This is a genomic window from Falsiroseomonas sp. (assembly GCF_051860665.1).
Lineage (GTDB): Bacteria > Pseudomonadota > Alphaproteobacteria > Acetobacterales > Acetobacteraceae > Falsiroseomonas.
In genome coordinates this window covers 19162-43442 of record NZ_JBHYDM010000026.1, presented here as the reverse complement: position 1 = coordinate 43442, position 24281 = coordinate 19162, and the positions used below count along the sequence as shown (strand labels likewise).

The 24281-nt window shown below is 72.2% G+C and carries 23 protein-coding genes; 17 read left to right on the top strand and 6 right to left on the bottom strand.

Translation table 11 applies throughout. The features are described 5' to 3' along the window. Positions 1-55 precede the first annotated feature (55 nt). From ACTIF1_RS20660 to ACTIF1_RS20645, 4 genes are read left to right on the top strand one after another with little or no spacing between them, the layout of a single operon-like run. Positions 56-1036, top strand: coding sequence for a Bug family tripartite tricarboxylate transporter substrate binding protein (locus ACTIF1_RS20660; protein WP_439598351.1), 981 nt, complete (start codon positions 56-58; stop codon positions 1034-1036). After that, positions 1033-2292 (top strand): MmgE/PrpD family protein, encoded by a 1260-nt coding sequence (locus tag ACTIF1_RS20655; RefSeq protein ID WP_439598350.1) that lies wholly within the window; start codon positions 1033-1035, stop codon positions 2290-2292. Before ACTIF1_RS20660 ends, ACTIF1_RS20655 begins: the two co-directional genes overlap by 4 nt. Further along, entirely contained in the window at positions 2285-3430 is a 1146-nt protein-coding gene (locus tag ACTIF1_RS20650; protein ID WP_439598349.1) for an FAD-dependent oxidoreductase, read from the top strand. The genes ACTIF1_RS20655 and ACTIF1_RS20650 overlap by 8 nt, the downstream gene beginning before the upstream one ends. After that, positions 3427-4170, top strand: coding sequence for a maleate cis-trans isomerase family protein (locus ACTIF1_RS20645; protein WP_439598348.1), 744 nt, complete (start codon positions 3427-3429; stop codon positions 4168-4170). Before ACTIF1_RS20650 ends, ACTIF1_RS20645 begins: the two co-directional genes overlap by 4 nt. A gap of 64 nt (positions 4171-4234) precedes the next feature. Here the strand turns inward: ACTIF1_RS20645 and ACTIF1_RS20640 are convergent, their stop codons facing one another. Further along, the gene (locus tag ACTIF1_RS20640) at positions 4235-4672 is read right to left on the bottom strand and encodes a DUF6481 family protein (RefSeq protein WP_439598347.1); all 438 of its coding nucleotides are present in this window, start codon (positions 4670-4672) and stop codon (positions 4235-4237) included. Between the two features lie 102 nt (positions 4673-4774). After that, a complete protein-coding gene (locus ACTIF1_RS20635; protein WP_439598346.1) occupies positions 4775-5743 on the bottom strand; it encodes a Bug family tripartite tricarboxylate transporter substrate binding protein in 969 nt (322 codons plus the stop codon). 262 nt (positions 5744-6005) lie between these two features. Here ACTIF1_RS20635 and ACTIF1_RS20630 point away from each other — a divergent pair, with 262 nt between their 5' ends. The 4 genes from ACTIF1_RS20630 to ACTIF1_RS20615 are packed head-to-tail and all read left to right on the top strand — an operon-like array spanning position 6006 to position 10056. After that, positions 6006-7196, top strand: coding sequence for a sulfotransferase family 2 domain-containing protein (locus ACTIF1_RS20630; RefSeq protein WP_439598345.1), 1191 nt, complete (start codon positions 6006-6008; stop codon positions 7194-7196). Further along, entirely contained in the window at positions 7193-7795 is a 603-nt protein-coding gene (locus ACTIF1_RS20625; protein WP_439598344.1) for a class I SAM-dependent methyltransferase, read from the top strand. The genes ACTIF1_RS20630 and ACTIF1_RS20625 overlap by 4 nt, the downstream gene beginning before the upstream one ends. A gap of 18 nt (positions 7796-7813) precedes the next feature. Continuing rightward, complete coding sequence (locus ACTIF1_RS20620) at positions 7814-9433, top strand: peptide chain release factor 3 (RefSeq protein ID WP_439598343.1); 1620 nt, start codon at positions 7814-7816, stop codon at positions 9431-9433. Then, complete coding sequence (locus ACTIF1_RS20615; protein ID WP_439598342.1) at positions 9430-10056, top strand: CDP-alcohol phosphatidyltransferase family protein; 627 nt, start codon at positions 9430-9432, stop codon at positions 10054-10056. The genes ACTIF1_RS20620 and ACTIF1_RS20615 overlap by 4 nt, the downstream gene beginning before the upstream one ends. Positions 10057-10059: 3 nt before the next feature. On the opposite strand, the gene ACTIF1_RS20610 is transcribed toward ACTIF1_RS20615, so the two are convergent. Together ACTIF1_RS20610 and ACTIF1_RS20605 are read right to left on the bottom strand one after the other, a co-directional pair. Continuing rightward, positions 10060-10260 carry a hypothetical protein gene (locus ACTIF1_RS20610; RefSeq protein ID WP_439598341.1) on the bottom strand — a complete coding sequence of 67 codons (201 nt, stop codon included), beginning with the start codon at positions 10258-10260 and terminating at the stop codon, positions 10060-10062. Positions 10261-10420: 160 nt separating this feature from the next. Then, positions 10421-10825, bottom strand: a complete 405-nt coding sequence (locus tag ACTIF1_RS20605) for an OmpA family protein (RefSeq protein ID WP_439598340.1) — start codon at positions 10823-10825, stop codon at positions 10421-10423. A gap of 210 nt (positions 10826-11035) precedes the next feature. Here ACTIF1_RS20605 and recF point away from each other — a divergent pair, with 210 nt between their 5' ends. The 4 genes from recF (at position 11036) to acnA (ending at position 17949) form a co-directional block, all read left to right on the top strand. Continuing rightward, positions 11036-12184: a DNA replication/repair protein RecF gene (recF, locus tag ACTIF1_RS20600; protein WP_439598367.1), complete on the top strand. Its 1149-nt coding sequence runs from the start codon at positions 11036-11038 to the stop codon at positions 12182-12184. Between the two features lie 144 nt (positions 12185-12328). Then, the gene (gene gyrB / locus ACTIF1_RS20595; RefSeq protein WP_439598339.1) at positions 12329-14782 is read left to right on the top strand and encodes a DNA topoisomerase (ATP-hydrolyzing) subunit B; all 2454 of its coding nucleotides are present in this window, start codon (positions 12329-12331) and stop codon (positions 14780-14782) included. 187 nt (positions 14783-14969) lie between these two features. Then, positions 14970-15341, top strand: a complete 372-nt coding sequence (locus ACTIF1_RS20590; protein ID WP_439598338.1) for a hypothetical protein — start codon at positions 14970-14972, stop codon at positions 15339-15341. Positions 15342-15372: 31 nt separating this feature from the next. Continuing rightward, a complete protein-coding gene (gene acnA, locus ACTIF1_RS20585) occupies positions 15373-17949 on the top strand; it encodes an aconitate hydratase AcnA (protein ID WP_439598337.1) in 2577 nt (858 codons plus the stop codon). A gap of 411 nt (positions 17950-18360) precedes the next feature. Here the strand turns inward: acnA and ACTIF1_RS20580 are convergent, their stop codons facing one another. Next, positions 18361-19317, bottom strand: coding sequence for a LysR family transcriptional regulator (locus ACTIF1_RS20580; protein ID WP_439598336.1), 957 nt, complete (start codon positions 19315-19317; stop codon positions 18361-18363). 115 nt (positions 19318-19432) lie between these two features. Between ACTIF1_RS20580 and ACTIF1_RS20575 the strand changes: the two genes are divergently transcribed. From ACTIF1_RS20575 to ACTIF1_RS20565, 3 genes are all read left to right on the top strand, one after another. Next, entirely contained in the window at positions 19433-19801 is a 369-nt protein-coding gene (locus ACTIF1_RS20575; protein WP_439598335.1) for a cupin domain-containing protein, read from the top strand. Between the two features lie 28 nt (positions 19802-19829). After that, positions 19830-20201 (top strand): cupin domain-containing protein, encoded by a 372-nt coding sequence (locus tag ACTIF1_RS20570; protein ID WP_439598334.1) that lies wholly within the window; start codon positions 19830-19832, stop codon positions 20199-20201. Between the two features lie 170 nt (positions 20202-20371). Continuing rightward, the gene (locus tag ACTIF1_RS20565) at positions 20372-22150 is read left to right on the top strand and encodes a hypothetical protein (RefSeq protein ID WP_439598333.1); all 1779 of its coding nucleotides are present in this window, start codon (positions 20372-20374) and stop codon (positions 22148-22150) included. Here the strand turns inward: ACTIF1_RS20565 and ACTIF1_RS20560 are convergent. Beyond that, complete coding sequence (locus tag ACTIF1_RS20560; protein ID WP_439598332.1) at positions 22147-22611, bottom strand: ester cyclase; 465 nt, start codon at positions 22609-22611, stop codon at positions 22147-22149. The genes ACTIF1_RS20565 and ACTIF1_RS20560 overlap by 4 nt on opposite strands. A gap of 300 nt (positions 22612-22911) precedes the next feature. On the opposite strand from ACTIF1_RS20560, the gene ACTIF1_RS20555 reads away from it, so the two are divergent. Further along, complete coding sequence (locus tag ACTIF1_RS20555; RefSeq protein WP_439598331.1) at positions 22912-23466, top strand: helix-turn-helix domain-containing protein; 555 nt, start codon at positions 22912-22914, stop codon at positions 23464-23466. A gap of 120 nt (positions 23467-23586) precedes the next feature. Beyond that, on the top strand, positions 23587-24123 hold the full coding sequence (locus ACTIF1_RS20550) for a fasciclin domain-containing protein (RefSeq protein WP_439598330.1): 537 nt from the start codon (positions 23587-23589) through the stop codon (positions 24121-24123). Positions 24124-24281 lie beyond the last annotated feature (158 nt).

The window sequence follows — 24281 nt, the reverse complement described above, 5'->3', positions numbered from 1 at the left end:
GGACGGGCGGCGCCTCGCGGGTGCATTTGTCAGGATGAATCACGGAGTCCTGCCCATGCCGCTCGTCACCCGCCGCCTTGTCCTGGGGGCCGGCCTCGCCGCCCCCTTCGCCGCGCGGGGACAGGATGCCTGGCGCCCCTCCCGCCCCATCCGCCTGATCCTGCCCTTCGCCCCCGGCGGGCTGACGGATATCCTGGCGCGCGCCGTGGCGGACCGGCTGAGCCCGGTCTTCGGGCAGCCCGTGGTGGTGGAAAACCGCGCCGGCGCCGGCGGCAACCTGGCGGCGGAGGCGGTGGCGCGCGCCACGCCGGATGGCCATACGCTGCTGGTCGCGACCCAGGGCATCATCGCCATCAACAAGGCGCTCTTCGCCCGCCTGCCCTATGACCCGGACGAGGATTTCGTCCCCCTCGCCATGCTCGCGCAGCAGCCCAACCTGCTGGTGGTCTCGCCGCGGGCCCTGCCCAACGTGACCAACCTGCAGCAACTGGTCGCGGCGGTGCGGGCGACGCCGGGCGGCATGCCCTATGGCTCCAACGGCGTCGGCTCCTTCACCCATCTGTCCATGGAATTGCTGCGCGCGGTGGCGGGGCTGGAGATGACGCATGTGCCCTATCGCGGCAGCGCCCCGCTGCTGACCGATATGGTCGCCGGCACCATTCCCTTCGCCTTCGATGGCCTCGCCACCTCCGCCCCGCAGGTGGGCCCGGGCGGCGCGCTGCGCGCCATCGCGGTCACCTCCGGCACCCGCTTCCGCGCGATGCCCGAGGTGCCGGCGGTGGCGGAGACGGTGCCCGGCTTCGATGCCAGCCCCTGGTACGGCATCTTCGCCCAGTCGAAGCTGGACGAGCCGGTGCTGGATGCGCTGGAGGCCGGCTTCCGCCGCGTGCTGGAAAGCCCGGAATGGGCGGCGCTGCTGGAACAGCGCCAGGCCGATGCCATGCCGCAGGGCCGGGTCGCCCTTGCCCAGGTGATGGCCCGCGAACGCCGCGTCTGGCGTGAGGCGGTGGCGCGCTCCGGCGCGCGCGCGGATTGAGCCTCTTCGCCGTCATCCCGGCCGCCTTCGGCGGGCCGGAGGGGCCGGCAGCCGCCAAGGCGCGGCTGCTGTTGCTGGACAGCCTGGGCTGCGCCCTGGCGGGCCTTGGCCATCCGCGCGTCGCGGCCTTCGCCCAGGCGATGCAGGCGGGATTCACGGGCGAGGTGGCGCTGGCCGGCGCCCGGCTGGCGCCAGCCGCCGCCGCCGCGGTGCTCTCCGCCGCCACCTGCTGGGACGAGGCGAATGAGGGGCTGGCGCGCGCCCATGGCCGCCCTGCCCTGCCCGTCGCGCCGCTCGCCCTGGTGGCGCGTGCCCAGGGCGCCGATCCCGCGCTGGCGCTGGCCGCCTTCGCCCTGGGCTATGAGGTCGCGGCCCGCGCCGGGGAGGCCTGGCGGATCAAGCCCGGCATGCATGTCGACGGGTCCTGGCACAGCCTGGGCGCCGCCGCCTGCGCGGCGCGGCTGGCGGGGCTGGATGCGGAAGCGGTGGCGCGCGCCGTGCGGCTCGCCGCCTGCCAGATCCCCTTTTCCCTCTACGCACCCATTGCCGCCGGGATGGATGGTCGCAACAGCTTTCCCGCCCATGCCGCCCTGCTCGGCCAGATGACGGCCGCCGCCGCTGCCGCCGGGATGGATGCGCCCGAGGCAGGTTTCGCCGAGGCCCGCCGCATCGCCCTGGGCCATGCGGCGGAGGCGGTGGTGGCCCCGCCAGGCACCTGGCTGATCGAGGAAGCCTACCAGAAGCCTTACGCCGGCGTGCGCCACGCGCATTACGCGGCGGCGGCCGCCCTCGCCCTGCGGCCACGCCTGACGGCATCGCCGCGGCGGATCATGGTAGGAACCTATGCTGAGGCGCTGCGCTATGCCGGCAATCGCGCGCCGCGCGCGGCCATCTCGGCGCAGTTCAGCCTGAGCTGGGCGGTGGCGGCCGCGCTGGCGCAGGGCGACCTCGGCCCGGCCGCCTATACCGAAGCCGCGCTGGCCGATCCCGCGCTGCGGGCGCTGGAGGCGGCTGTGGAGCTGGTGGAGGATGCCGGGATGACGGCCGCCGGCCTGCGCGGCGCGACGGTCACCATCGATGGCCTCTCCGAAACCATCCACCACGTCACCGGTGATCCGGGCCATCCGATGACGGAGGCCGAGACGGTCCAGAAGTTCACGCGCTTTGCCACGCCCGCGCTGGGCGAGACGGGTGTCGCGCGCGCCATCGCGGCCCTGCTGCGGGATGCGCCGGCGGAGGGCCTGTTCGGTGGATGAGACGGAGGTGCTCATCGCCGGTGCCGGCCCCGTCGGCCTGGCGCTGGCCCTGGCGCTGACACAACGCGGCGTCGCGGTGCGGGTGCTGGAGAAGCGGGAGGGGCTCTCCGCCGCCTCCCGCGCCTCCACCTTCCACCCGCCGACGCTGGATGCCCTGCACGAGCTGGGCGTGCTGGCGCCGCTGCTGCCGGGCGGCGTGCGGGTCGATCGCATCCTGTGGCGGCGCGTGGACAGCGGCGCCGCGGCGACGATCGACCTCGGCATCCTGGCCGGCGAGACCGGCTTTCCCTTCCGCTGGCACCGGGAACAGCAGGACCTGACCCCGGCCCTGGCCGCCGCCCTGCCCGCCGGCTGCCTGCGCTTCGGCGCCGGGGTGATGGCGCTGGCGCAGGATGCGGCTGGCGTCACCCTGCGGGCGGCCGATGGCAGCACGCATCGCGCGCGCTATGCGGTGGGCTGCGACGGGGCCTCCGGCGCGCTGCGCGGCCTGGCCGGCATCCCGGCCGAGACCAATGCCTATGCGCATCGCGTGCTGCGGCTGCTGACGCCGCTGGACCTGCGGCAGGTAGTGCCGGGGCTGGATGGCCTCGGCTACCTGTACGACGAAACGGGCTCCTGCTCCCTGCTGCGCATGCCGCGCAACTGGCGGCTGATTTTTCGCATTGCACCGGAGATGAGCGATGCCGAGGCGATGGCGGAGGACCATGCCCGCGCCCGCATCGCCCGCTTCCTGCCGCAGGCGGCGGGGATGGAGATCGAGGGCCGCGATGTCTATGGCGTGACACGCGCCATGGCCACGGCCTATCGCGCCGGCCGCGTGCTGCTGGCCGGCGATGCGGCGCATCTGACCAATACGCGCGGCGGCATGAACATGAATGCCGGCATCCATGACGCCATGACGCTGGCCGCCACGCTGCCCCGCGTGCTGGGCGGCGCGCCGGAGCAGCTGCTGCAGGGCTGGGCCGATTCCCGCCTGGCCGTGGTGCGCGAGGCGCTGCTGCCGCGCACCGACAGCCGCGTGGCCGCCAGCCCGGCCGAGGAGGTTTCGCGCATGGCCGCCCTCACCCCCGCCGAACAGCTGGTCTGGGCGCGGGAGGCTTCGATGCTGGATCTCGCCAGGGTGGGAATGCCGTCATGAGCTGGCCCGAGCCGGACTATCTGCCGACCCATCGCATCGGCCTGCTGGCACCTTCCGCCAATCCGGCGGTGGAGCCGGAGCTGCGGAACCTGCTGGCACCGCGCGCGGCGCTGCATGTCACCCGCCTGCCGGTGATGCCCGGCACCACGCTGGAACAGCGCAACGCCGCCTATCCGGCGGCCTTCGTCGAATCGCTCGGCGATTTCGGCGCCCTGGCGCTGGATGCGGTGATCGTCGGCCTCACCGGGCCCAGCTATGCCCAGCCGCCGACCGAGGATGCGGCGCTGCAGAACCGGCTGGGCAAGCTGGCGGGCCGCCCCGTGCTGCTGGCGGCGCGTGCCATCGCGGAGGCGCTGGAGGCGCTGGGCCGCCCAAAGCTGCTTCTCTTCTCGCCCTATCCCGGCTGGCTGACGGAGCGGGCGGAGCGCTATTGGCGCGGCGCCGGGCTGGACCTGACGGAGAGCTTCAAGGTCTCCGACAGGTTCATGGCCTATGAACTGTCGCCGGAGGAGGTGGCCGATGGCCTGGCCCGGCTGTCGCTGCCGGCGGATTGCGCCGTGCTGCTCTCGGGCACCGGCATGCCGACGCTGGATGCCATGGGCTGGATGGCAGGGCGCATCGGCGTGCCGATGGTTTCCTCGAACCTCGCCTGCGCCTTCGCCGTGTCCCGCAGGCTCGGCCTGCCGCCGAGCGCGGCCATGACGAAATGCTGTCCGGAGCTGGCGGCCCGGCTGGGCTGAGCGCACAAAAAAGCCTTCGGAAGCTCCCCCCCGAAGGCTGTTCCTGCCGGCCGTGCCGCGCGGACTACTTAGTGCGCTGCTTCCGCGCGGCGTAGCGGGCGTCGCGCTTGGCCTTCTGCTCGGCCGCCAGCGCCAGGGCGCGGGCCTTCTTCTCGGCATCCAGGATCATGCTGCGGTTCTGCGCATCAATCTCCGCGATGCGGGCGCGCTGAGCTTCCTCGGCGGCCTGGCGCTCGGCCTCGCGACGGGCGGCGGCGGCCGCGGCTTCCGCGGCGGCCTTCTCGGCAGCGATGCGCGCGGCTTCCGCGGCCTTCTCGGCGGCGCGTTCCGCGATACGGGCGGCGCGGGCATCGGCGATCGCCTTCTGCTCCGCCAGCTTCCGCTGGACTTCCGGATCCTCGAGGCGCGACTTCAGCGCCTGGAACTTCTCCGCGGTCTTCTTCCGGGCCTCTTCCGCCGCGTTGCGACGGTCATTGAAGTCGAACAGTTTTCGTGCCTGCATGGCGGCTATGTAGACCCTGCGGACCTCCCGGAAAAGGGGGGATCGCTGCGCGTGGGATGCAACCCTGGCATCTTTCCGGGCCGGAAACCGGCCATTCGCGCCTCAATTGGCCAGGGTCACCCCGGATTCCCGCACCAGCTCGGCCCAGCGGGTGACCTCCGCCTGGTGGAAGGCGCCGAAGGAAGCGGGCGGCAGGGTGGCGATCCGGAAACCCGCCGCCTCCAGCCGGCCGCGCACCGCGGCATCGGCCAGCGCCACCTCGGTGGCCGCGAAGACCGCCTGCAGCACTGGCTCCGGCGTGCCGCGCGGGGCGAAAAGGCCGAACCAGGCATCGCCCGAGATATAGTCATAGCCCTGCTCGCGCAGCGTCGGCACCTCCGGAAGGTCCGGGAAGCGCGCCGCCCCGCCCACGCCCAGCGCGCGGATCCGGCCATCGGCGGCAAGCGCGGAGACGCTGGCCCAGGTCGCCATCATGAAGTCGACCGTCCCCGCCACCAGGTCCAGCGCCGCCGGCGCCGCGCCGCGATAGGGCACATGCGTCGCCTGCATCCCGTTGCGGCGCACGAAGGTCTCGCTCATCAGGTGGGAGGAGGAGCCGGCGGAGGAGGAGGCATAGGACAGCCCCGGCCCAGGCCGCCGCCCCAGCGCCACCAGGTCTGCCACGCTCCGCGCGGGGGAGGAGGCCGGCACCACCAGCGCATGCGGCGCCCGCGCCACAAGCGTGATGGCGGCGAAGCCGGCGGGGTCGTAGGGCAGGCCCGGGATCAGCGCCCCGTTGGTGGCATGGGTCTGGTTGTTGCCGAGCACCAGGGTCAGCCCATCCGGCGCCGCGCGGAAGGCGGCCTCGGTGCCGATCACGCCGCCGCCGCCGCCGCGATTGTCCACCACCACCTGCTGGCCCCAGCTCTCCTGCCACTTGGCCGCGAGGGCGCGGGCCAGCACATCCGTGGTGCCGCCCGGGGGAAAGGGCACCAGCAGCCGCACCGGGCGCGCCGGCCAGGCGGGCTGCGCCGTGGCCGGCCGGGCCAGGGCCAGTCCGGACAGCAGCAGGATGGCGCGACGGCTGGGCATGCGGGCATCTCCGAAGGGTGCATCTCAGTCTCGCGCGGCCGGGGCGGTCCGGGCCAGGGGTCTCGGCGTCTCGCCAGCTTGTGCCGCGGCGCGGCGCCCCATAAAGCTGGCGCCGGACAAAGGACCTCGCCCAGGGCATGCACGAACCCGATCTGGTCTTCCGCCTCGGCCCGAATGGCCCCGCTGCCCGGACTCAAAGCCACCCTGGCTTGGCCGCGACCTTCCTGCCCCCCGGCCCGGTGCGGCGGGTGTGCCGGGCCTGATGGCCCACCACGTCTTCCTGCATGTGCCGAAGACCGCGGGCTCCACGCTCCGCACCGTCCTGTCGCGGCAATATGGCGCACGGCACGTGCTGTATTTCGACCTGGGCGCCGGCGATCCACGCCCGATGGCGGAAGTGCTGGGCGAGCTGCGCGCGCGGGTCGGGCCGCGCGACATCCGGCTTTTCACCGGGCACCAGTATCTCGGCCTGCATGAAGCACTCCGCGAGCCCTGCCTCTACTTCACCCTGCTGCGGGACCCCGTGGAGCGGGCGCTGTCGGAATATTTCTACGCCTTCAGCTATCCGCATCATGCGCAGCGGGAGGAGATCCTCTCCGGCGCGCTGGGGCCGATGGACTTCCTGACCAGCCGGCATCGGCGCGGCGACGACCAGGCGCGGCAGATCGCCGGGCGCAGCCAGCGGCCGCTGCTGGAAGCGGCGCTGGCCAATCTGCACCACGCCGTCGCGGCGGTCGGCATCGCCGAGGATTTCGATCGCTCCCTGCTGCTGATCGCGCGCCGGCTGGGCTGGGCGCCGCCCGTGCATGTGGCGCGCAACGTCACCCGCCTGGCGCCGGAACAGGCGGCCCTGCGGGCGGCGGCGCGGCGGCAGGCGGAGTCGCATCGCGGCCTTTTCGCCATCGACCAGGCGCTGCATGACGCGGCCCGCGCCCGGCTGGCAGCGGATTGCGCGGCCGAGGGCCCGGATTTCGAACCCGCCCTGGCCGCCTTCCGCCGCTGCCAGGCGGCGCTGGCGGAAGGGGCCGGCGATGCGGTCTTCGAACGCTATGAATTCCGCGCCGATGACGCCCTGCCCCCCTGGGCGGAGGCGGTGCGCGCAGGGCCGGATTTCGCCCAGGTAGCGGAATTCCTGGCCCGCCCGCCCCTGCCGCTCCGCCCGCCGGTGAATCTGCTCGGCCAGGTGGAGCGGGTGGCGGGCGGGCTCGTGCAGGGCTGGGCGACGGACCTGCTGGCGACGCGGCCGGTGACGCTGCGGCTGATGGCCGGCGAGACGCCGCTCGGCGCCACCCGGGCGCAGCTGTTCCATCCCGGCGCGGAGGCGGCCGGCCTCGCCCGCGGCTGCTGCGGTTTTCGCCTGCGCCTGCCCGAACATCCGCCGGGCCCGCTGCGGCTGGTGGCGGAGGGCACGAATATCGCCCTGCCCGATCCCGAAAGGTTGCTGGCCCCATGACCCGCCCCGGCACCCAGGGCTATGCGGCGGAAGCTGCGACCCTGCTGCAGCAGTATGAGAGCATCGACTTCGCCACGCTGCACGCCGCCTTCCTGGACCTGATCCCGCCCGCCCCCGCCCGGGTGCTGGATATCGGCGCCGGCACCGGCCGGGATGCCGCGGCCCTGGCCGGGATGGGCCATCAGGTGCTGGCGGTGGAGCCGACGGCGGAATTGCGGGCCGGCGGCGCCTTGCTGCACCCCTCCCCGCGCCTCGCCTGGCTGGATGACGGTCTGCCGGGGCTGTCGGGCGTGGTGGCCCTGGGTCAGAGCTACGACCTGGTGCTGCTGACCGCGGTCTGGATGCACCTGGATGCCACGGACCGTGCGGCGGCCATGCCGGTGCTGGCCGGGCTGCTGGCGCCAGGCGGGCGGCTGTGGCTGTCGCTGCGGCATGGGCCGGTGCCGGAGGGCCGGGTGATGCATGCGGTGGACCCGGCCGAGGTCATCGCCCAGGCCGAGGCCGCGGGCCTGACCTTGCTGCGCCGGCGGGAGGGGGGGGATACGCTGGGCCGTGACGGGGTGCATTGGACATGGCTGGCCTTCGCCCGGGCGCCCTGACCGGCTATAGCCACCGGCATGAGTGACACCTCGGCCCTCGATACCGTCGCGCGCGAAGCCGCCCGGCGCCGCACCTTCGCCATCATCGCCCATCCGGACGCCGGCAAGACCACGCTGACGGAGAAGCTGCTGCTCAAGGGCGGCGCCATCCAGCTGGCGGGTGCCGTGCGCGCCAAGGGCAATGCCCGGCGCACGCGGTCCGACTGGATGAAGATCGAGCAGGACCGCGGCATCTCGGTCGCCACCAGCGTGATGACCTTCGAGCGCGACGGCATGGTCTTCAACCTGCTGGACACGCCGGGCCACGAGGATTTTTCGGAGGACACCTACCGGACGCTCACGGCCGTCGATGCCGCGGTGATGGTGCTGGACGCCGCCAAGGGTATCGAGAGCCAGACGCGAAAACTGTTCGAGGTCTGCCGGCTGCGGGACATCCCCATCGTCACCTTCGTCAACAAGATGGACCGCGAGGCGCTCGACCCCTTTGCGCTGATCGACGAGATCCAGCAGACCCTGGCGCTGGACGCCGCCCCCGTCGCCTGGCCCGTCGGCCGCGCCAGCACTTTTTGGGGGACCTACGACATCCTGGCGAAGCGCCTGATGCCGGTGGATGCGACCGAGGAGAGCGGCATCCCGGTCAGCGGGCCGGATGATCCGAAGATTGCCGGGCTGGTGGGCGAGGAACGCGCGACCCAGCTCTCCGAGGATATCCTGCTGGCGGAGGCGGGCCTCGCGCAGTTCGATCTGGCAAGATTCCGGGAGGGGACCCTGACGCCGGTCTATTTCGGCTCCGCCCTGCGCGACTTCGGCGTGGGCCATCTGCTGGAAGGCCTGGCCGACTTCGCCCCGCCCCCCGGCAACCGCGAGGCCGACCGCCGCCCGGTGGCCGCGGCGGAGGAGAAGCTGACCGGCTTCGTCTTCAAGGTGCAGGCCAATATGGACCCGAACCACCGGGACCGCGTGGCCTTCGTGCGGCTGTGCAGCGGGCGGCTGACCAAGGGCATGCGGCTGCGCCAGGTGCGCACCGGCAAGCAGGTGCCGGTTAACGCCCCGCTCTTCTTCTTCGCCAAGGAGCGCCAGGTGGCGGAGGAGGCCTGGCCGGGCGACGTGGTGGGCATCGCCAACCACGGCACGCTGCGCATCGGCGACACGCTGACCGAGGGCGAGGACATCAATTTCCGCGGCGTCCCCAGCTTCGCACCCGAGATCCTGCGCCATGTGCGGCTCGGCGACCCGATGCTGGCCAAGAAGCTGCGCACGGCACTCGACCAGCTGGCGGAGGAAGGGGTGGTGCAGGTTTTCCGGCCGCTGGACGGTTCCCCGCCGGTGGTCGGCGTGGTCGGGCAGCTGCAGCTGGATGTGCTGAAATCCCGCCTGGCGGTGGAATACGGCGTGCCGGCGGGCTTCGACGAGACGCGCTGGCAGACCATGCGCTGGATCTCCTCCCCCAAGGGGGACCGCGCCGCGATCGAGAAATGGGCCACCACCAATCGCGGCGACACCGCGGCGGACCATGACGGCGAATATGTCGCGCTGTTCGGATCCGACTGGCGCCGCAAGCGGGCGGAGGAGGAATACCCCGACCTGCGCTTCGACGCGGTGCGGGAGCAGAGCGGCCTCGTGGCGATGGTCCGGTGACCGACCGCCGGCCGATCGCGGCGCGCGAACTGGCGCTCACCGGGCGGGTTGCCGGCTGGCTGGTGGCGCGTGGCGCCTCGGCCAATGGCATCTCGGGGGCGGGCATGGTCGCGGGGCTGCTGGCCGGGCTGGCGCTGGCAGGCACCGCCTGGGTGCCGGAGGCGGCACGGCCGCTCTGGCTCGCCGGCGCGCTGCTGGTGCAGCTGCGGCTGCTGGCCAATCTTCTGGACGGGATGGTCGCGATCGGCCGCGGCATCGCCTCCCCGGTCGGGGAATTGTGGAACGAGGTGCCGGACCGCGTCTCCGACACCGCCGTGCTGCTGGGGCTGGGCGTGGCGGCGGGCAGCCCGGGATGGGGGCTGGCGGCGGCGCTGGCGGCCATGGCCACGGCCTATATCCGCGCCGTCATCAAGGCGGCGGGCGCTCCGAGCGATTTTCGCGGGCCGATGGCCAAGCAGCACCGGATGGCGCTGGTAACGGCCCTGGCGCTGTGGTGCGCGCTGGCGCCGGCGGCCTGGCAGGGCCCGGGCCTCGTCGCCGGCCTTCTGGTGGTCATCACGCTGCTGGCCAGCCTGACGGCGCTGCGCCGCCTGCTGGCGGGCGCCGCCGCGCTGCGTCGGTAGCGATCAGCCGGTCAGCGGCACCACCGCGGTGGGCCGTGGTTTCGGGCGGCGGCCGAGGGACCAGTTGTTGGCCATGCGGATCTCGGGATTCGGTACGGTCCAGCAGGCGCCATCGGCATCGAGGAAGACGACCCACATCAGGTGGCTCTCCGGCCCATAGTCGAGCAGGAAATGCGCGAGGCCCGGCCCATGCGGCGTGGTCATGGGAAGGGGGGGATTGAGCTGCTGGAGCGTCGCCATCGCATGCCTCTCGGAAGCGTCGTTGCGGCCTTTCAACGTGGCGGATCGAGGCGGGTTGGCATGCGACGGGAAGTTGATGGCGGGGGCGGCCCGCAGCACCCCCAGGGGGAAGCCCTGACGGCCATCAGGGCCTGGCGAGCAGCTGGATCTCCGCACGCCGGCTACGGGGGTCGATCCGGCTATGCAGGTCGCGCTGCTCGGCGGGGGGTGTGGAGACCTCGATTCTATCCCGCGCCACGCCGAGGCGCTGCAGCTCCTCCGCCACCGCCTCCGCCCGCCGGCGGCTCAGCAGCCCGTCCAGCCGCGGGCCCTGCTGGTCCTGGGCGAAGCCGCGCACCGCGATGGCGGGCGCGGCGCCGGCGGGCTGGGCCTGCCAGTCCCGCGCAAGGCCGGCCAGCAGCTCCTGGCAGGCCTCGTCGAGCGCGATGCCGCCGCGCGGAAACAGGCAGGCGGGGGGTGGGGTTTCGGCCCGGGCGTCGGTGGCGGCCAGGGCCAGGGACAGGGCCAGGAGGAAGAGGAGCAGTCGCATGCCCCATGCCATCCCATGCCCGGCGGTCGCTGGCGAGGCGGCCTTCTTGACGTTCCGCCTTCGTTCGCCCTAATCGGGGGCTCGAGCCGTTTCACCGTAAGCGAAGACGCTGAAACAGCTCTAGCTTATTGTTCTGACACATTTTCCAAGTCGCCATGCGAAGCCGCAGGGCTTGAAGATGCTCTAGGCTGCCAGCCGGGAAACCCGCCTCTGACCCCCGCCCCCACGCTGCGCCTCACGCGCCTCCGGCTCACCGACTTCCGGTCCTATGCCAGCTTCGAGCAGCGTTTCGCCGGCCGCATCGTGGCCATTGCAGGCCCGAATGGCGTGGGCAAGACCAATCTGCTGGAGGCGATCAGCCTGCTCGGCCCCGGGCGCGGCCTGCGCGGCGCGCGGGCCGGCGAGATCGGCCGCCGCAGCGCCGGTGAGGCAGCGCGGCCCTGGGCCGCCTTCGGCGCCTTCGAGGGGCCGGAAGGGGCCACCGAGATCGGCACCGGCACGGTGGGCGAGGCCAGTGAAAGCAGCCGCCGCAAATACCTGGTGGATGGGGAGCCCGCAAAGAACCAGGCGGAGCTCGCCAGCCGCGCCGCCGCGGTCTGGCTGACGCCGCAGATGGACCGGCTGTTCCAGGAAGGGGCCTCCGGCCGGCGTCGCTTCCTGGACCGGCTGGTCTGGGCGCTGGATCCCGGCCATGCGCGGGAAGTGGCGGCACACGACACCGCCATGGCCGGGCGCAACCGGCTGCTGGCGGAGGGTCGGCGCGATGCCGGCTGGCTGGCGGCGCTGGAGGATGCCATGGCGCGCCATGCGGTGGCCGCCGTCGCCGCGCGCCGGTCGCTCGGCCAGCGGCTGAACCTGCTGCTGGCGGCCGGCACCGCGACCGGCGCCTTCCCCGCCGCGCGGCTCGACCTGCTCTGCCCCATTGCCGCTGCGCTGGACCAGGCCCCGGCGCTGGCCGTGGAGGACCAGCTGCGGGAGGGTCTGGCGGCCAGCCGGGGGCGGGATGCCGCGGCCGGCGGCGCCGCCCAGGGCGCGCATCGCAGCGACATGGACCTGGTGCACCTGCCGAAGGGGCTGGAGGCGGCGCTGTGTTCCACCGGGGAGCAGAAGGCGCTGCTGGTCTCCGTGGTGCTGGCCCATGCCGCGCTGATCGGCGCCGCCCGGGGGTTTGCGCCGCTGCTACTGCTGGACGAGGTGGCGGCGCATCTGGATGCGACGCGGCGGGAGGCGCTCTATGCCGCCCTGGCCGCGCTGCCGGCGCAGGTCTTCCTGACCGGCACGGATGCCGAGATTTTCGCCCCCCTGCAGGGGCTGGCCGAGAGTTTTGCGGCGACGCCGCAGGGGCTCGTGCCGGGCTGAGGCCTCCCCCAGCCTGTGCCCCGCATCCTATAAGGATGCCGCATGGCAAATCCGGCGGTTTCCGGCTATAGAAGGCCGTGCCGTAACCCGCGCGAATCCCTGCCTCCGGGGGGTTTCAAGCCACAGTCAGGAGCCTCTGCCGGCATGTCCGACGCCGCCGCGCGCGCCAACCCGCCGAATGACCCGAATCCGGGTGCCGATGCCTATGACAGCGCCTCGATCACCGTGCTGCGGGGGCTCGAGGCCGTGCGCAAGCGGCCGGGCATGTATATCGGCGACACCGATGACGGCTCCGGCCTGCACCACATGGCCTTCGAGATCATCGACAATGCCGTGGACGAGGCCCAGGCCGGCTTCGCCAGCCGCTGCGACGTGGTGCTGAACGGCGATGGCAGCGTCACCGTCACCGATGACGGGCGCGGCATTCCCGTGGACATGCATGCCGAGGAAGGCGTCTCCGCCGCCGAGGTGGTGCTGACCCGCCTGCATGCGGGCGGCAAGTTCAACCAGAACTCCTACAAGGTCTCGGGCGGCCTGCACGGCGTCGGCGCCGCGGTGGTCAATGCCCTGTCCGAATGGATGGAAGTGCGCATCTGGCGCGACGGGCGGGAACATTTCATCCGCTTCGAGCACGGGGACACGGTGCAGCCGCTGACCATCGTCGGCGAATCGCAGCACATGCACGGCACGCAGGTGACCTTCAAGCCGGCGGCCACGACCTTCACCAAGACCGAATACGAATACCCGATCCTGGAACGCCGCCTGCGCGAGCTGGCCTTCCTCAATTCGGGCCTGAAGATCTCGCTGCGCGACGACCGCCACGTGCCCGCGGTGGAAGCCAATTTCGAGTTCAAGGGCGGCCTCATCGCCTTCGTCGAATGGCTGGACCGCAGCAAGGAACCCATCTTCAAGCCGCCGATCAGCCTGGTGAGCAAGGAAACTGACGGCATCCGCGTCGAGCTCGCGATGTGGTGGAACTCGAGCCCGCACGAGGTGGCGCTCTGCTACACCAACAACATCCCGCAGCGCGACGGCGGCAGCCACCAGGCCGGTTTCCGCCAGGCGCTGACGCGCATCGTGATGAAGTATGCCGAGGACCTCGCCAAGAAGGAGAAGGTCGAGCTGATCGGCGACGACATGCGCGAGGGCCTCACGGCCGTCCTCTCGGTGAAGGTACCGGACCCGAAGTTCAGCTCGCAGACCAAGGACAAGCTGGTCTCCTCCGAGGTGCAGCCGGTGGTCCAGGTGGCGGTGGCCGATGCGCTGTCCCACTGGTTCGAGACGCATCCGAAGGAAGCCAAGCTGGTGCTGGAGCAGGTCGTGCTCTCGGCCGCCGCCCGCAAGGCGGCGCAGCTGGCGCGCGACAAGGTCGGCCGCAAGAACGCGCTCGATATCTCCACGCTGCCCGGCAAGCTGGCCGATTGCCAGGAGAAGGACCCGGCGAAATCGGAAATCTTCCTGGTCGAGGGTGACAGCGCGGGTGGCTCCGCCAAGCAGGGTCGCGACCGGCGCTTCCAGGCCATCCTGCCGCTGAAGGGCAAGATCCTGAATGTCGAGCGGGCGCGGATGGACAAGATGCTGTCCTCCGCCGAGATCGGCACGCTGATCACGGCGCTCGGCACCGGCATCGGCACGGGGCCGGAGGATCGCGGCGGCTTCTCCGCCGACAAGCTGCGCTACCACCGCATCGTCATCATGACGGACGCCGACGTGGACGGCAGCCACATCCGCACGCTGCTGCTGACCTTCTTCTTCCGGCAGATGCCGTCGCTGATCGAGCGTGGGCACCTCTATATCGCGCAGCCGCCGCTCTATCGCGCCAAGCGCGGCAATGACGAGCGCTATCTGAAGGACGACCGCGCGCTCGAGGATTTCCTGCTCGAGAAGGCGCTGTCGGGCGCGCGCATCCGCTTCGCCGATGGGCGCATGCTGGCGGGCGACGAATTGCACGAGGAGGTGGAGCGGCTGCGCCAGGTGGCATCCCGCATCCGCAGGCTGGCCACGCAGGTGCCCGCCGGAATCATCGAGCAGGCGGCCGTCGCCGGCGCGCTGACGCCGGATGTGGACCGGGCGCTGGCCGGCGCGGCGCTGCTGGCGCAGCGGCTGGATGCGCTGGCGCCGCCTTCCGAGCGCGGCTGGAAGGCCACGGCGGATGCCTCCGGCCTCAACCTGTTCCGCGTCGTGCGCGGCGTGACGGAACGCCATGCGCTGGACCCCGCGGCGCTGCGCAGCGCCGAGGCGCGCTGGCTGGACGAGCGCCGCGAGGTTTTTGCGCGGGACTATGCGGCGGGGCCGGCCATGCTGGCCTTCGATGCGACGGAGACCACGCAGCACGGCCCGCTGCTGGCCTTCGACCGCGTGCTGACCCAGGGCCGTCGCGGCCTGACCATCCAGCGCTTCAAGGGGCTGGGGGAGATGAACCCCGACCAGCTCTGGAAGACCACGCTCGACCCCGCCGTGCGCACCCTGCTGCGCGTGCGGGTCGAGGATGTGGAGGATGCGGAGCAGGTCTTCTCCACGCTGATGGGCGACGTGGTGGAGCCGCGCCGCGAATTCATCGTGGGCAATGCGCTGAAGGTGGCCAACCTGGACGTGTGAGCTGCAGGGACACCCTTCAGTCACCCCTATTATCGAATGACCGCCCCCGTCGGGCGCCTCCGCGGCGCTCGCCGGGGGTTTTCCATGTCGACACGGAAGCGGACTGGAGTCCGGCCGGGCCGGCGGCTTCTGTTGAACCTGCGTCTGCCAGGGGCCCCTTGGACACGTCAGCGCCGTCCTATCCCTGGTGGCGGAATGGGCGGAAGGCGGGATCGCCTGCCACGCCCGCGGCCATACGCCGCGCGGCCCGAACAGGGACGGCCCGGGCGAGGTGAATCTGCCCATCGCCTGCGCCGGGATGGCGGTGCTGCCCGGCGACCTCGTGCCCTGCGTTGCGGATGGCGTGATCGTCATTCCCGCGGCGGAGGCGGAGGCCCTGCTGCCGCGCGCGAAGGCGCATGCCGAGCGGGAGGCGAAGATCCGCCAGGCCAAGCTGGCCGGCACCACCGACCCGGAGCGGTTCAACGCGCTGCTGCGCTGCAAGGGATGCCCGGTCCAGGGCCTGTCCAGCCCGAGGCTGAACCGGTACCCCAAGCGTTCAGAGTTGCTGGAGGCCTGACGTGCCAGACCATCCCCCTGCATCCCACGCCATGAGCCCGTTCCTCGACCGCCTGCCGGACGGCACGGGCTTCGTCTCCCTGGCCGCTGCGGAGCGCGCCGGGATGGCGGGGCTGCGCGCGCTGCCGGCCAGCCTGATCGTGCTGGTCGAGGATGCGCTGCGCCACGGCGATCGCGCCATGGCCGAGGCGATCGCGAGGCGGGACGGCGAGGCGACGGTGCAGTTCCATCCCGGCCGCATCCTGATGCAGGACAGCTCCGGCATCCCCGTGCTGGCGGACCTCGCCGCGCTGCGCGATTCCGCGCCGGCCGGCACCGCGGTCGAGCCGCTGATCCCCGTCGATCTCGTCGTGGATCACTCGGTGGAGGTGGATGAGCACGGCACGCCGGGCGCGCTGGAGGCCAACATGGCCATCGAGTTCGCGCGGAATGCGGAGCGCTACCGCTTCGCGCGCTGGGCGGAGGGCGCCTTCAGGGCGCTGCGCGTGGTGCCGCCAGGGAACGGCATCTGCCACCAGATGAACCTGGAGGTGCTGGCCCCGGTGGTGTCGGTGCGGGACGGCGTGGCGCGGCCCGACACGATGCTGGGCACCGACAGCCACAGCACCATGGTGAACGCGCTCGGCGTGCTCGGTTGGGGCGTGGGCGGAATCGAGGCGCTCTCCGCGATGCTCGGTCGCCCGGTGGCGCTGCGCGTGCCGAAGGTTGTGGGCGTGCGGCTGGAGGGAAGGCTGCCGGCCGGCACCACCGCGACAGATCTCGCTTTGGCCCTGACGGAGCAGCTGCGGCGCCATGGCGTGGTGCTGAAATTCGTGGAGTTCCACGGGCCCGGCCTGGCCTCGCTCAGCCTGCCGGACCGCGCGACGGTCGCCAACATGGCGCCCGAATACGGGGCGACCATGGGCTTCTTCCCCGTGGACGACGAGACTCTCGCCTATCTGCGGCTGACCGGGCGGGACGCCGCACAGGTTGCCCTCGTGGGGGCCTATGCCAAGGCGCAGGGCCTGTGGCACGCGGAAGGCCGCAGCTTCGACGAGGCGATCACCGTCGATCTCGGCGCCATCGAACCGACCGTCGCCGGCCCGTCGCGCCCGAACCAGCGCCTGGCGCTGAGCGCCGTCCCGGCATCGCTGCCGCCGCCACGCTCCGCGAAGGCCACGGAGGCCTCCGGGCCGATCCGCGAGGGCGACATCGCCATCGCCGCCATCACGAGCTGCACCAACACCGCGAACATGGCGGCCATGCTGCGCGCCGGGCTGCTGGCGCGGAACGCCCGCGCGCGGGGCCTGCAGCCGAAGCCCTGGATCAAGGCATCCCTCGCGCCGGGCTCCCGGGTGGTCAGCGATACGCTGGGCGCGGCCGGGCTGCTGGAAGACCTGGCGGCGCTCGGCTTCGCGCTGGTGGGGCATGGCTGCATGACCTGCATGGGCAATTCCGGACCGCTGCCGGCGGACATCGAGGCGGCGGTGCGCCAGCACGACCTCACGGTCGCCGCCGTGCTCTCGGGCAACCGCAATTTCGAGGGGCGCATCCACCCGCTGGTCCGCGCCGCCTACCTGGCTTCCCCGCCGCTGGTGGTGGCCTATGCCCTGGCCGGCACGATGCGCCGCGACCTGACGCGGGAGCCGATCGGCATGTACGCCGGGGGCCAGCCCGTGATGCTGGCCGATCTCTGGCCCGACGATGCGGCCGTGGCGGCCATCGCGCGCGAAGTGCTGGTGCCGGCGCGCTACGCGGCCCGCGCCGCCAGCGCCTTCGAGGGGCCGGCGGCGTGGCGGGCCATCGACGCGCCGACGGGCGAGCGCTTCGCCTGGGAGCCGGCGAGCGACTTCATCCGGCCGCCACCCTTCGCAGCCGGGGAGACGGCGACGCCGCTGCTGATGGGAGACCTGAAGGGCGCGCGCATCCTGGCGGCCCTCGGCGACGACGTGACGACGGACCACATCTCCCCCGTCGCCCGCATCCCCGTGGACTCCGAGGCGGGGCAGTGGCTGATCGAGCGGGGCGAAGCACCGGGCGGCCTGCAATCCTACAGCGCGCGGCGCGTGAACCATGAGGTGATGGCGCGCGGCACCTTCGCCAATCTGCGCCTGCGCAACCGGCTGGTGCCGGATCGGGAAGGCGGCTTCACCCGCCTCTCGCCGGGTGGCGAGGTGATGACGATCCACGCCGCCGCCCAGGCGCTGCGCCGCGCGGGTCAGCCCATGGTGGTCCTGGCCGGGCGCAACTACGGCGCCGGATCGGCCCGGGACTGGGCCGCCAAGGGCACGCGCATCCTCGGCATCGCGGCCGTGATCGCGGAGAGCTTCGAACGCATCCATCGCGCCAACCTCGTGGCGCTCGGCGTGCTGCCGCTGGTCTTCCAGCCAGGGGAGGGCGCGGCCTCGCTCGGCCTGGATGGCTTCGAGGGGGTGGACCTGCTGGGCCTGCCAGCGGCGATCCGGCCGGGCGGGAGCGTCACGGCGCGCTTCCACAAGCCGGGCGGGCAGGTGGTCGAGACGACGCTGCGCTGCCGGCTGGAGACGCGGGAGGAGGCGGAGGACCTGCGCGCGGGCGGCGTGCTGCCGGCCGTGCTGGATGGCTTCACCGCGGGCGCCGCGGCGGGCTGACCCGCGGCGGCATCGCGGCAAGGAGACCGGACGCATCCTGGGCGAGGCGATGGCCGACCTCGGGCGACTGGGCGGCCGCAGGGCTGATCGGCAGGGCGCCGAGGCAGCGGGCGCAGCCCAGCGCGAGCAGTCCGCGGCGGGCTGGCGAGACGGCCTCGGCACGCCGCGGCCCGCGGGGACCGCGTTGGTGGAACAGCATGGCGTCCACTCCCTCGACGGATGACCGCGTGCCGAAGGGTCTGCCGCCAGGTCCAGTCCGAAGCGGCGTGCGCATCAGCGATCCGCCAGGATTGCGCAATCGGCGCGGCGCGCTGCTTTGGCCGTCGAGGCGCCGCTTACCGCCCCTCCCGCGGTAGCTGTGGAGCCGGGGAGCGACCGCCGAGTTCGCCCGGGAGCGGTCCTCGGTTCGGCTCACGCCCCCTCGCCCTTGTGCCTGCCGGCAAGGTCAGCGGAAGCCGGCCCGCTGTGTCCGTCGCGCGCGAAGAAGCCGAAGAAGGCCCGGACCTTCGGCGAGAGGCGCCGGTTGGCCGGAAACAGCGCGACGATCGGCCGCCGCACGCCGGCATGGGCGGCCAGCACCTCGACGAGCCGCCCGGCGTCCAGGTGCTCCTGCACCACGTAGTGGCCAGTCTGGAATAGGCCGCCGCCGGCCAGGCCGAGCGCCACCATGCCCAGCGGATCGTGGACGATCGTCGGCCCGCGCGCCGGCGGTCGGCGATGGGGGCGGCCTTCGTCGAGGAACTCGAAATCCAGCACCTGCCCCGATCCCGGATAGACGAAGCCGATGCAGGCATGGCGGGCGAGATCGTCGAGGCTCTCCGGCACGCCACGCTCGGCCAGGTAGGAGGGGGCGGCGAAGGTCCCGATGGGGAGTGTCTCCAGCGTGCGCTGGACCAGGGCGGAGGACGGCTGCACACCGAGGCGGATGACCAGGTCGAAATTCTCCTCGACCATGTCCACGGCCCGGTTGGTGATGTGGATCTCCAGCTCCAGCCCGGGGTTCTGCCGCATGAAGTCCGGCATGCGCGGCAGGATCCGCGCAGTTCCGTAGGTCGTGGGCGCCGCGATGCGGAAGCGCCCGACGGGCCGGCCGGCGACGCTGCCGACCGCATGCTCCGCATCCTCGACCTGCTGCAGGCCCTCGCGCGCGGCCTGGAAGAACATCGCGCCATCCTCGGTCAGCACCACGCGGCGTGTCGTGCGGGTGAACAGCGGCACGCCGAGCCGCGCCTCCAGCCGTTGGATCGCCCGGCTGACGGAGGAGGGCGGCAGGCCCAGCGCCTCCGCCGCGGCGGCGAAGCGGCCGAGTTCGGCAGCGCGGCAGAATACCTCGATATCGGCCCAGCGGCCGGCCCGGTCGGTGGGCATGATTGCTCCAGAAGCATGAGTGAATACCACCTTTGCCAGATTATCCCGACTGTGGCGCGTGGCACACCGTTTCGCGCAGGCCACGCCGACGCGTCGCCGCAGAAGGAGCCGAGAGATGACGCAGGGCGCGACCGCCATCACCACCAAGGACCGCTACGCGTGGGGTCCCTTCCCGATCCCGGGGGCGCTCGGCGACATCCGGGCGGCCTTCCTGAACCGCGACCTCGGCGCGGGGCCGATCGTCGCCGCGATGCGGATGGCGCCGGGCGCGCGCATCCCCGCCCATGTGCACCGCAAGGCGACCGAGACCTTCCTGGTCCTCGAAGGCGACTTCATCAACGCAGGGACGGATTACGGGCCGGGCGCCTTCTTCTCCGTCCGGCCGGGCGACATTCACGGCCCGCACGAGACGCGGGGCGGCTGCACGATCGTGTTCATGCAGTCCGTCGAGGTGGATCCCACGGACTTCGAGCTTTCCGAGTGATCCCGCAGATACCGAGGAGGCGAGCGGCATGAACGCGCATCGCAGCAGCACCGTCGTCCGCGCAGAGGAGGTGGTGTTCCATCCCTTCTCCCTGCCCGGCTTTACCGGCGGCACCTCGGCCGCCTTCCTCAACACCGATGTCGCGACGGCGCCCTTCGTCGCGCTGCTCCGGCTGGAGCCCGGCGCGGTGCTTGCGAAGCACTACCACCCGAAGGCGATCGAGGCGGTCTACGTGCTGGAAGGCGAGATGATCAACGCCGGCGTAGCTCTGGCGAAGGGCTCGATGGTGAGCCATGGGCCGGGCGTCGCGCATGGTCCGCACAGGACGGAGACGGGCTGCACGCTGATGTTCATCCAGTATCCGGGCGTCGGGCCGGACGACAGCGTCTTCATCGACTGACCGCGCTGGCAGTGGTCGCCCGCGCGAACACGGAAGCTTGAGCCGGGCCGGCATGACCGGCTTGACGGTGGACTCGTTGTAACAGCCACAGCTATCTCCGCCCAAGCAAGGCCGGGCTCATCCGGTTGCGGGGCGCGGCCATGGCCATCAAGCAGGCTTGGACTTGAGCGATGCCGGAGCAGGTCTCGCGCGAGGATGTCCTTGCCGAACTCGGGCGCATCGAGGCGAGCCGGGATTTCCAGGACTCCGGCCGCCTCACGGCCCTGCTGCGCTTCCTGGTCGAGGAGACTCTGCAGGGCCATGGCGGCCAGCTGAAGGAAGTGGTGATCGGCAACGCCCTCTACGAGCGGGAGCCGGCCTATGACCCGCGCATCGATTCCACCGTCCGCGTCGAGATGCGCCGGCTGCGTCGCAAGCTCATCGACTACTTCGCCGGCGAGGGCCGCGGCGATCCCGTGGAGATCGCGGTGCCCACCGGCCAATACGCCGCCGTCTTCACCCCCCGCGCGGCACACCCTGCCGCCGAAGCCGTCGCGGCCGATGCGCCGGCCCGAACGCCGATGTTCGAGGCTGGGCAGGGTGCGACGGCGGCGGTCCTGCCCTTCCTGGCGCTGTCACGCGATCCGGCCGAGCAGGACCTGGCGGACCGGCTGACGGATGAGATCACCTTCCTCCTCTCGCAGTGGGAGGGGCTGCGCATGGCCCCCCGAGGGGCCGTGATGCGCTACCGGGAGGGCGCGCATACGGGCAAGGCGGCCGCCGCGGAACTCGGCGTGGACGCCGTGCTGCATGGCAGCCTGCGGCGCCATGGCGACATCCTTCGGGTGATCGCGGAACTGTCGGACGCGCAGGGCTATGTGCTCTGGTCCGACCGCTTCGACACCCCGGACGCCGATCAGCTGCAGGTGCTGGAGCGGATCGCGCGGACCTTGACGAGCCGCCTCGGCATGGATTCGTCGCAGATCCGCGCGGGGACGATGCGGCCCCGGCCCGGCGCGGTGCAGGTGATGGCCGCCGTCAGCCACGCGCGGCGCCTGATGGACAGCCAGCGTCCCCATGCCCTGCAGAGGGCCATGACGCTGTTCGAACGCGTGGCCCGCACCGTGCCGGACGCCGCGCGGGGCCATACGGGGATCGCCGATTGCGCCTGCGACCTCTATCGCCTCGGCCTGCTCGACCGCGCCACGGCGGCTTCCATGGCGCGCGTGGCGGTGCAGCGGGCCTTGCGGATCGATCCCGCCTCGGCCGAGGCGCATGCCGCGCTCGGCACCATCGCCGCCTGGATCGACTTCGATCGTGCAAGCGCGGACGCCTGCTTCGTCCGCGCCGCACAGCTCGGCGAGACCGCGCGTGCGGCGCGCATCCGTGGCGTTGCGCTGCTCCTGCTCCATCGCGAAGCCGAGGCGGCGGCCCGCCAGCTGCGCTCGGCGCGGACGCTGGAGCCCATCTCGGCCCATCAGGACATCGCGGAAGCCATCAGCCTGTTCCAAAGCCGGCAGTTCGAGGTGCTCGCCGAACGCTTCGGCCACGCGCCACGCGTTCCGGCCGCGGCCGAGGCGCGCTACTACGGCGCCCTCGCCCTGCTGGAGATCGGCGCTCCGCAGGCGGCGCGCGACGTCCTCGCGGAGATTGCGGACGAGCTCGTCGACCTGCCGGACCTTGCCCTGGGTGCCGCGGAGATCGCGGCCCGGCTGGGCGATCCGGCGCCGGCGGCCGGGGAGGCCATGCCGGTCTCGCATTTCGCACGCGCGACCCTTGCCATGGCGCGCGGCCGTCATGCGGAGGCGCTGGACGCGCTGGCCGCCTGCGTGGCGCGGGAGGACCTTGCCCGCGCCTGGCTGCGCACCGACCGGCGCTTCGACCCACTGCGCGGGATGACAGCCTTCGAGGCGCTGGTCGCCGCGGTGCGCGATGCGGCCGCGCGGCACGATCTGTCTGGTGAAGGCTAGCCCGCGCCGCCCGCCTTCGGGTCCACTGTCGCGCGCAGCTGCCGGCGCATCATCTCGGTGTCCAGCCAGCTGTGCTGCTCGGCCACCTTGCCGTCCTGCCAGAGCGCGATCTCGGTCAGCCTCACGTCGAAGCGGCGCTGGAAGGGCTCCAGCAACAGGCCGTCGAGAGACGGTGGACGGCAGACCGCATGCCCGACGAGGCGCGTGACGGCGACGCTGCGGGCGCCGTCGTGGCTGGCGAAGAGCTGGAGATAGGCCTCGGTGACGATCCGGCAATCCGGGAAGGCGGCGCAGAAGGATTGCGCCCAGGCCAATTGCTCGGCCTTGCCCTGCGGTCCCGACGCGCCGGAGACATGCGTGATGCAGCCTTCCGCCAAATAGGCTGCATAGTCCTGCCATCGTCGATCGTTCCAGGCCCGATGCAGCGCACGGATCCGGTTGAGCGTGCCACGGGTCGCCATCAGTCCCCCCGCCGACATCGGGGTCCGGACTCTAGCGCCGCCCCGCATCGCGCCAGCAGTGAGCAGGAGGCCTCACGGCGTGAGCGATCCGCGTCACCAACCTGCCGCCGGAAAGTCGCCGCACCGCTCACCGTGAGACGGTCGCGATCTCACCTCCTCACCCGTCCGGAGGCGGATGCGCATCCCTAGACTCCCGCCATCACCACAGGGATGAGGACGATGATGGCGACCTGCTTGCGGGCCGTCCACGATGACGGTTTGCCCGGCGAGGCCGGAATCCAGGCCGGCGCACCCGGACCCTTGGCGGAGACACGGCCCTTCCGCCTTCTTGCCGAGGCGATCGCCCAGTTGCGCCACGGCGACGCCGCGCTGCCGCGGGAACACCAGGCCGCGGCTCTCGTCATGCTGGCCGATGCCACGGCGCTGCTTTCGGCCGGCGCGCAGCAACCCGCCAGGCGCGGCGGCCTCGCGCCATGGCAGATGCAGCGGCTGACCCGCTACATCGACAGCCATCTGCAGGATGCGCTCGCCATCGCGATGCTGGCCGAGATCGCAAGGCTGAGCCCGGCACATTTCTGCCGTGCCTTCAAGGTCAGCTTCGGCCGGACGCCGCATGGCTACGTGCTGCATCGCCGGCTGGAATGCGCCCAGCGGCTGATGCTGACCACGGATGCACCGCTGGCGCAGATCGCCGTGGATTGCGGCCTGTTCGACCAGGCGCATCTGTCGCGCGTGTTCCGCCGCTCGACCGGCACGACGCCGAATGCCTGGCGCCGCCAGCATCGCCGCCCCGCGGCCACGGTGAAAGCCATAGCAAGCCTGTCAAAGAACCAAGCGGCCATGCAAGCCGCGTGAACGGCGCAACGGCATCCTGCCCCCACGCCGCATCCAGCCGGATCGGCGAAGCGGCCGCTGCCAGCAAGGGCCGCGCGCCGCGGGCCAAACCCACACAATATCGAACCAGGAGTCCATCCCATGACCGCCTCCCGCTTCAGCCGCCGCGCCGCCTTCGGCGCCGCCGTCTTCCTCGCCGGCGCCATCGGCGCGCAGGGTGCCATGGCGCAGAACGCCAATTGCATCGACACGATCGCCGGCCTGCCCGAGGCCTCGCGCTTCGTCGGCGTCGCCTCCCGCGTCCATGTCGCGCAGGACCTGCGCGAGGCCAGCCTCTTCACGGTCTTCGTGCCGACGAATGCGGCCATCGACGCCGTCCGTCCGGCCCTCGTGCCGATCCTGTTCCCCGTCTCTGGCGAAGGCGGCGCCGCCGTGGATCCGGTGCTCGGCCCGGCGGCGGTGAACGCGCATATCCTGCAGGGCCGGTTCACCTCCGCGGCCCTCGCGCCCGGCGCGACGGTGACCGTGCCCAGCCGCGCCGGCACGCCGATCACCCTGTCCAACAACGGCGGCAAGGTGACCCTGACGGCCAATGGCGTCACCGCGACGGTGGTGCGCGCCGACATCCCCTGCGCGAACGGCGTGATCCACGTGATCGATCATTCGCTCGTGCGCTGAAGCGGCAGCTTTGCGACGGCTCTCCGCGGGGTCGGAAGGTGGAAACACCGGCCGGCCCTGCGGCCCCCCCAGCGATGCGATGGAGTGATTCACATGAGACGACATCGATGCTTGCGCACAGGCGCCGTCCCTTCCCCACCGGTGGCCGGCTGCTGCGC